This window comes from Saccharomonospora halophila 8, assembly GCF_000383775.1.
GTDB classification, from domain to species: Bacteria; Actinomycetota; Actinomycetes; order Mycobacteriales; family Pseudonocardiaceae; genus Saccharomonospora; species Saccharomonospora halophila.
The window spans coordinates 16,521-23,552 of sequence record NZ_KB912578.1; the positions used below are offsets into that span (position 1 = coordinate 16,521).

A 7,032-nucleotide genomic window follows, 5' to 3' on the forward strand; every position below is an offset into this window, starting at 1 on the left:
AGCCGGGCGGCCCCGGCGCCGTCGGCCCGCGCCGTCAGAGCGCCTCCGCGACGGTTCTCTCCGCGTCCCGGACGCGGATCCGGCCGGACAGCAGCGGGGGAAGCAGTTCGTCGCGGGTCCGGGCGAGGGTGCGGGACTCGGCGCGCACCGACCGCAGCAGGGCGAACCGTTGCCGCAGGATCGTCGAGAGCGAGGCCAGCCCGTCGTCGTCGGGAACCCGGACGGTCTGCCGGTAGGCCTCCTCCCGGTTGAGCCCCGGAACGGCGGAGTCCGAGTCCAGCGCGCCGAGGCGCACGGTACGGAGGAGGTAGTAGAGGACCTCCTCGGTTCCCTGCCGGACCGACCGCACGGAGTAGGTGGTGTCGATGGGGAAGTGCGGCCCGTCGGCCCAGTGGACCGCGCCGACCGTGCCCTTGCGGCCCACGACGATCCCCGGCCGGTCCACCAGTGCCGCCGAGTGGTGTCCGCACAGGCCGCCGCTGCCGTACACGGGGACGGGCCCCGGGATGCGCTTCGCCGCAGGCAACGCCCTGCCGTAGACGAAGGTCGCCACGTCCCGCAGGGGTCGTGGGGTACCGGATTCCGCGCTGGCCTTCGCGGTGTCCGCGGCACAGAGCCGGTCGGTCACGAGCACGATGCGGTCGTTGTTCGCGATCTTGTCGTCGAGCGCGCCCAGGACCTCCGCGATCGCCCGCTGTGCGCCCGGGCCCGGGACGGTGACCGGCAGCTGCCGCAGGACTCGCTCGTTCAGGGAGAGCATCGTCGTCCCGGCGGCGTTCCGGAGCAGCCATTCCCGGACGGCGGGTGAGCGGAACTGGTAGGCCATGAACCGGGAGAGGACCCCGTCCCCGTCCCCGAACCGGACCCGGATTCCGTCGGAGCCGAGGAAATACCCGTCCTCCTCCGGTCGCACCCACGCGGAACGGTCGACGGCGCCCTTGCGCCCGAGCACGAGGTCGCCGGGCCGCAGCAGGTACTCGGCGAGTCGTTCGGTGGTGTCCGGGTCCACCCGCGGTGTCGTCGCCCTGAGGCGGATGGTGCCGTGGTCGAGTTCGCCGACGGAGATCACCGGAACGCCGTGTGTGGTGTATTCCGCCGCGCTGAGGACCGTGCCGAACGGTCCGGTCCTGATCGATCCGCCCGTCGCGGCGAGGAGCGCACCCAACGTCTCACCCATCGGTGCGTTCCAGCTGCGCACGGACGACCTTCTCCAACCGCGCCGATTCGTCGAAGGCCGCCAGCAGTTCGGTGTGCAGTCGTCGGATCCGCTCGTCGACCGGCTCGCCGTCGTCCTCGATCTCGGGTGTGCCGACGTACCGGCCGGGGGTCAGTACGTGGTCGGCGGCCCTGATCCCGGCCAGGCCGACCGACCGGCAGAAGCCCGGCTCGTCCTCGTACACGAGCTTCCGCTCCGTGGCCGACCGGGTGCCGCGCCAGGCGCGGTAGGTGTCGGCGATGCGGGCGATGTCGTCGTCGGACAGGGCCCGCTCGGCGCGGTCGACCAGGTGGCCGAGGTCGCGGGCGTCGATGAACAGGACCTCGCCGGAGCGGTCCACCGCGCCGCCGGGCCCGGCGGTCTTGTCCCGGGAGAAGAACCACAGGCACACCGGGATGCCGGTGCTGCGGAACAGCTGGGTCGGCAGGGCCACCATGCACGAGACCAGGTCGGCCTCGACGATCCGCGCGCGGATGTCGCCTTCGGTACCGGATCGGCTGGTCATGGAGCCGTTGGCGAGGACGACACCGGCGCTGCCGGTGGGACCCAGCTTCGACAGGATGTGCTGGATCCAGGCGAAGTTCGCGTTGTGGGCCGGTGGAACGCCGAACCGCCAGCGCGGATCCCGTTCGTCCCGCGACCAGTGCTTGATATTGAACGGCGGGTTCGCCAGCACGTAATCCATCCGCACGCCCGGGTGCCGGTCCCGCGCGAACGTGTCGTCCCACCGGGCGCCGAGGCCGGAGTTGTCGATGCCGTGGACGGCGAGGTTCATCGTCGCCATCCGCCAGGTTTCCTCGTTGCTCTCCTGGCCGTGGACGGCGATGTCCGCCGGATCTCCGTTGTGCTCGTGGAGGAACTTCTCGGTCTGGACGAACATGCCGCCGGAACCGCAGCACGGGTCGTACACGCGGCCGCTCGACGGTTCGAGCACCTCGACGAGCACTTTGACCACACTCGGCGGGGTGAAGAACTCCCCGCCCCGTTTGCCTTCGGCGCGGGCGAATCTGCCGAGGAAGTACTCGTACACCTCGCCCATCAGGTCGCGGGTGCGGTGCTCGCCCCGCCTGCTGAACCGGGCACCGTCGAACAGGTCGAGCAGCTCGCAGAGGCGGCGCTGGTCGAGCGTCTCCCCGTCGTACAACCGGGGCAGCGTGCCCCGGAGCGTGGGATTGGCCTCCATGACCGACTCCATCGCCTCGTCGATCAACCGGCCGACGGTCCTGGCGGGTCCGGTGTGGCCGGCGGACCCACCCTTCGCGTTCGCCGCCAGGTACGACCAGCGGGCCGCGGGAGGGACGACGAACACGCCGTGCTGCCGGTACGTCGCGGGGTCGTCGATCAGCCCGGCGATCCGGTCCTCGTCGTAGCCCTGCCCGGACAGTTCCGCGTGAACCGTCTCGCGGTGCTCGTCGTAGGCGTCCGAGACGTACTTCAAGAACACCAGGCCGAGGATGACGTCCTTGTACCGGCTCGCGGGCAGTGATCCGCGGAGCCGGTCCGCCGCCTTCCACAGCGTATTCTTGAGCTCCGACACCGTCGACGGCGCCGACCGTCCCTTCTTCGCACGCGGTGGCATGAGTGTTGTCCCATCCTGCAGTCGTACGGCCGGTCCTACCGCTCCGGCGACGTCGCCGCCGTGTTGATCGGGTTCCGCCGGTCCATGGTCCCAGGGGGGTGTCTGAGGTCACCCGGCGAGTGCGCCGGGGTGCTGCGGCATCAACGTCTGCGATGCCTGCACCAGCCACTCAACCGGGCAGGTCCGCAACCCGTGCGCGATCCCGATCGGGTATCACGCGGATGAGCTGGATGGCCTCTCCATCGAGCGCTTTGACCGGTATCGAGAGCTGAAGGAATGATCGACATGACCGACCGGACACTCATCTCCCGCCTCACGGCCGAAGCCGAACTCGACGGCGTGCAGCAGCTCGTCGTCGGTGGTGTCGTCCAGCACGACGGGAAGGTGCTCCTGCTCCAGCGTCCCGAGGGCGACTTCATGGGCAGCATTTTCGAGCTGCCCAGCGGCAAGGTCGAAGCAGGCGAATCGCTCGACGCGGCCCTGATCCGCGAAGTCAAGGAGGAGACCGGGCTCGACGTGACCGCTGTCCGCGACTACCTCGGGAGCTTCGACTACGCCAGTGGGAGCGGCAGGAGGAGCCGCCAGTGCAACTTCGCCGTGGAGGTCAGCGCCCCGGAGCCGATCGAGCTCCGGGAACACGACGCCTACACCTGGACGGCGCTCGTCGAAGACCCGCCCGTCACCGACGCGGTGAAGGACGTGCTGAGTACGTACCGGGAGGTCGTCAGCACCTGAGCAACCAGTGGTTTTACCTTCGGGCTGCCGGGCGAGTACGAACGGTGCGGCGGAGACCACGACAGGCCACACCCTGACGACCCGCGCCATCGTTGCGTCGTGTCGGTCGGGATCACCGTTCCGGGGAGTTGTTCAAGCAAGCCTCACAACGGTGAATGAGCGGTAATGTTGCTCGAATCCTTCGTCGAGGGTGAGTCGTTGGTCTGCTCAGCGTCGTCGAAAGCGAAGATCGCTTCGATCTCGGCATTGGAGAGGTCGACGTGACCCGGACGCTCACTCCGGACGAGTGGTAACCGCACCTTCCGACGTTTGGGTGGCGGAGCGGCTGTCTCGCCCAGTTCGTGGGCGATCGCCCTGGTGAGGAACTCCTTGAACGTCTCCCCCCCGCGCAGCGGCACAGGCCTTGGCCGCACGCAGCAGGTCCGGAGGCAGTTCCACAGTGGTGCGCATAGATGCATCGTGCCATCAGTAGGCCCAGCCACAGCGGCGGATCTCCCCTGTCAGCCTTGTCCGTGCCGGACGGCGTGCGATGCCGAAGTCGCAGCGGTGCGCCTGCGCTCCTCGGACCCGTGGTGGCGGCGCAGGCGGGTTCCTGCGCAGGCTCCTCGGCCGCGACGGACCGGGGTGCGTCGGGGTGTCCGCCATCCCGACGCACCCCGGGTGGCCGACGCACCTCAGGGGCGAGAGCGACGGCAGCGCCATCGTCACGCCCGCGGTGACGATCCAGGCCAGTGTCGACACAGGTCCCGGATACCCGCTCCTCCGGCACCGTGCGTGTGCCCGTCACCCACGCCGGTGGGTCTCGTACATCCGGACCGCGACGCCGAGCCCGGAAAGCAGGCTGACCGCGGCGGCGGCCCAGACCGCGGCACGCAGGTCCCAGAGGTCGGCCACCACTCCACCGAGGACAGCGCCCGCGGCGTAGCCGCTGTCCCGCCAGAGCCGGTAGACGCCCACGGAGCGGGCCCGCCAGCTCGGGTGGGCGACGTCGCCGATCGCGGCGAGCAGGGTCGGGTAGACCATCGCGGTCCCGGCCCCCAGCAGGACGGTCGCGGCCGTCCACCCGCCGAAGGTGTCGACGAGAGCGATCAGGGCCAGGGCCGCCGCCTGGGTCAGCATGCCGCCGGTGATGAGGTGTTTGCGCCCCCACCGGTCGGACAGGGCGCCGGTGGCGAGTTGCCCGAGCCCCCACACCGCCGGGTAGAGGGCCACCAGGATGCCCACCCGGTCCACGGCGAGCCCCGCTCCGGCGAACAGCAGCGGGAACACGCCCCAGGACAGCCCGAAGTTCAGGTTGTTCACCAGGCCGGCCTGACTGGCCGAGGACAGGGCCGGGTCGGTGAGGGTGGTGCGGGTGAACACCTGCCGGTCGGTGAGCCGGGCGTGCCCGGCCGCGGAGCCGTCGGTGGGGTGGGCGGCGGCCTCCAGGCGGGCGTGTTCGCGGGTCTCCCGGACGGCGAGCACGGACAGGCCGAGGCCGATGACGGCGTAGGACAGGCCGAGCAGGAACGGCGCGGGCCGGAGTCCGAACTCCTCGGCGAGGTAGCCGGCGAGCGCCGACGTGACCGCGATCGCGCCGTATCCGGCCGCCTCGTTGAAGCCCATCGCGAGTCCGCGCCGGCGGGGGCCGACCAGGTCGACCTTCATGATCACGGTGGTCGACCAGGTCAGACCCTGGTTGACGCCGAGCAGGAGGTTGGCGGCCACGACCCAGCCCCAACCGGGTGCCCAGATCAGCATCAGGGGCACGGGGAGCGCGATCAGCCACCCCGCGATCAGGACCGGTCTGCGTCCGAAGCGGTCGGCCCAGGTGCCCGCCAGGTAGTTCGTGGCGGCCTTGCTCAGCCCGAAGACGAGCACGTAGGTCAGCAGGAACGTGTAGCCGGTCAGGCCGAACACCCGCTCGGCCAGCAGGGGCAGCACCGTTTGCTCCTGGCCGACCATCCCGCCGACGAGCGCGTTCACCGCCACGAGCAGGCTGAACTGGGCGAGGTTGGCGCGCAACCCCAGCCGTACCGGGTGGGTGCTCATGGTCGCGGCCTCCAGCGGATCCACGTCGTCCGGCTCGGTTCCGTCCGCGGGACGTTCCCCGGGCACGGTCGGCTCACCGCCGGACCTGTTCGTATATTAATCCATGGATTATTGGAGGAATGATGGGTGATCCGGAGATGAAGACCGCCCTGTTCGACCAGTTCGCGCGTGTCGGCAAGGCGCTGGGCAGTGGCAAGCGGTTGGAGCTGCTCGATCTGCTCGCCCAGGGGGAGCGCTCCGTCGAGTCGCTCGCCCACGCGGCCGGGCTCGGGCTGACCACCGCCTCCGCGCATCTGCAGGCCCTCAAGCGGGTGAACCTGGTCCGCACGCGCCGGGAAGGCACCCGGATCCACTACCGGCTCGCCGGTGCCGACGTGGCCGCGCTGTATGCGTTGCTGCGCACCGTCGCCGGGGCCCACCTGCCCGACGTGGACGCCGTGGGCGCCGCCTACCTGGGCCCCGACGACACCGAACAGGTGAGCCGGGAAGAACTGCTGCGCCGGGTGGCCACCGGGGACGTGGTCGTGCTCGACGTGCGACCACGCGAGGAGTACGACGCCGGACACATCCCGGGTGCGGTCTCGGTGCCGGTGGAGAAGCTCGTCGACCGGCTCGACGCCGTCCCGGCCGACCAGGAGATCGTCGCCTACTGCCGGGGCAGCTGGTGCGTGCTCGCCCACGACGCCGTCCGACTGCTCACCGCACACGGGCGCACGGCCCGCCGCCTCACCGACGGGATGCTCGAATGGCGGCTCGCCGACCTGCCCGTCGAGACGCCCTGAGCCCGCACTGATCCGGTTCACCGCCGACGCGGCCGAACTGCCCTGTTCACCCCCGCGCCCCCGTCCCTCCCGGCCGGGGTAGCTCCGCCGTACGGCGCGGGCACGGCCACCAACCTCCAGGCCCGCTACGCCGGGGCGGACCTCGCCGCACCCCGGCACCGCGGCCGCGCCGTGAGCACCGTTCTGGTCGCCACCACCGTGGGTCGGTCGTCGGTCCGAACCTCGTGACCGTCACCGGCCGGTTCGCCGAGACCGTGGACCTCCCGCGCCTGGCGGGCCCGTTCCTGCTGGCCGCGCTCGCCTACGGGGCGGCCGCCGTCGTGCTGCGGGTCCTGCTCCGCCCCGACCCGTTGACCACCGCACGCGCGCTCGCCACGGACACCGGACCCGACGACACCCCCGACGATGCCGAACCGGACCCGGCCGGAGCCGGCACGTCCTCCCGGGCGCACCTGATGACGGGTGCCGCCGTCGTGGTCGTCACCCAGCTCGTCATGGTCGCCGTGATGACCATGACCCCCGTCCATATGCGCGACCACGGCCACGGCGTCGGCGCGGCTGGCCTGGTCATCGCCGTGCACGTGGCCGCGATGTGCCTGCCGTCGCCGTTGAGCGGCCTGCTGGTCGACCGTTTCGGTCGCCTCGCCGTGGCCGGTGCCGCCGGGGTCACCCTGCTCGCCGCGGGCGTC

6 protein-coding genes and 1 pseudogene are annotated in these 7,032 nt (G+C 71.0%); 3 read left to right on the forward strand and 4 right to left on the reverse strand.

Features of this window, described 5'->3' with window-relative positions; translation table 11 throughout:
- Positions 1–34 precede the first annotated feature (34 nt).
- Together SACHA_RS0117415 and SACHA_RS0117420 are read right to left on the reverse strand one after the other, a co-directional pair.
- A complete protein-coding gene (locus tag SACHA_RS0117415) occupies positions 35–1,177 on the reverse strand; it encodes a restriction endonuclease subunit S (RefSeq protein ID WP_028663300.1) in 1,143 nt (380 codons plus the stop codon).
- A complete protein-coding gene (locus tag SACHA_RS0117420) occupies positions 1,170–2,795 on the reverse strand; it encodes a class I SAM-dependent DNA methyltransferase (protein ID WP_019811817.1) in 1,626 nt (541 codons plus the stop codon). Before SACHA_RS0117420 ends, SACHA_RS0117415 begins: the two co-directional genes overlap by 8 nt.
- Positions 2,796–3,080: 285 nt before the next feature.
- Here SACHA_RS0117420 and SACHA_RS0117425 point away from each other — a divergent pair, with 285 nt between their 5' ends.
- Positions 3,081–3,530 carry an NUDIX hydrolase gene (locus tag SACHA_RS0117425; RefSeq protein WP_028663301.1) on the forward strand — a complete coding sequence of 150 codons (450 nt, stop codon included), beginning with the start codon at positions 3,081–3,083 and terminating at the stop codon, positions 3,528–3,530.
- 143 nt (positions 3,531–3,673) lie between these two features.
- On the opposite strand, the gene SACHA_RS0117430 is transcribed toward SACHA_RS0117425, so the two are convergent.
- Complete coding sequence (locus SACHA_RS0117430) at positions 3,674–3,943, reverse strand: hypothetical protein (protein ID WP_232211916.1); 270 nt, start codon at positions 3,941–3,943, stop codon at positions 3,674–3,676.
- A gap of 370 nt (positions 3,944–4,313) precedes the next feature.
- Positions 4,314–5,561, reverse strand: coding sequence for an MFS transporter (locus SACHA_RS0117435; RefSeq protein ID WP_028663302.1), 1,248 nt, complete (start codon positions 5,559–5,561; stop codon positions 4,314–4,316).
- Between the two features lie 122 nt (positions 5,562–5,683).
- Between SACHA_RS0117435 and SACHA_RS0117440 the strand changes: the two genes are divergently transcribed.
- Together SACHA_RS0117440 and SACHA_RS22840 are read left to right on the forward strand one after the other, a co-directional pair.
- On the forward strand, positions 5,684–6,343 hold the full coding sequence (locus SACHA_RS0117440; protein WP_028663303.1) for an ArsR/SmtB family transcription factor: 660 nt from the start codon (positions 5,684–5,686) through the stop codon (positions 6,341–6,343).
- Positions 6,344–6,433: 90 nt separating this feature from the next.
- Positions 6,434–7,032 (forward strand): annotated as a pseudogene (locus SACHA_RS22840) (MFS transporter); the annotation flags it as partial.

Bases quoted from the DNA above. Each gene is read 5' to 3' on its own strand.
- SACHA_RS0117415 (WP_028663300.1), bottom strand. From the start codon at position 1,177: ATGGGTGAGACGTTGGGTGCGCTCCTCGCCGCGACGGGCGGATCGATC.
- SACHA_RS0117420 (WP_019811817.1), bottom strand. From the start codon at position 2,795: ATGCCACCGCGTGCGAAGAAGGGACGGTCGGCGCCGTCGACGGTGTCG.
- SACHA_RS0117425 (WP_028663301.1), top strand. From the start codon at position 3,081: ATGACCGACCGGACACTCATCTCCCGCCTCACGGCCGAAGCCGAACTC.
- SACHA_RS0117435 (WP_028663302.1), bottom strand. From the start codon at position 5,561: ATGAGCACCCACCCGGTACGGCTGGGGTTGCGCGCCAACCTCGCCCAG.
- SACHA_RS0117440 (WP_028663303.1), top strand. From the start codon at position 5,684: ATGGGTGATCCGGAGATGAAGACCGCCCTGTTCGACCAGTTCGCGCGT.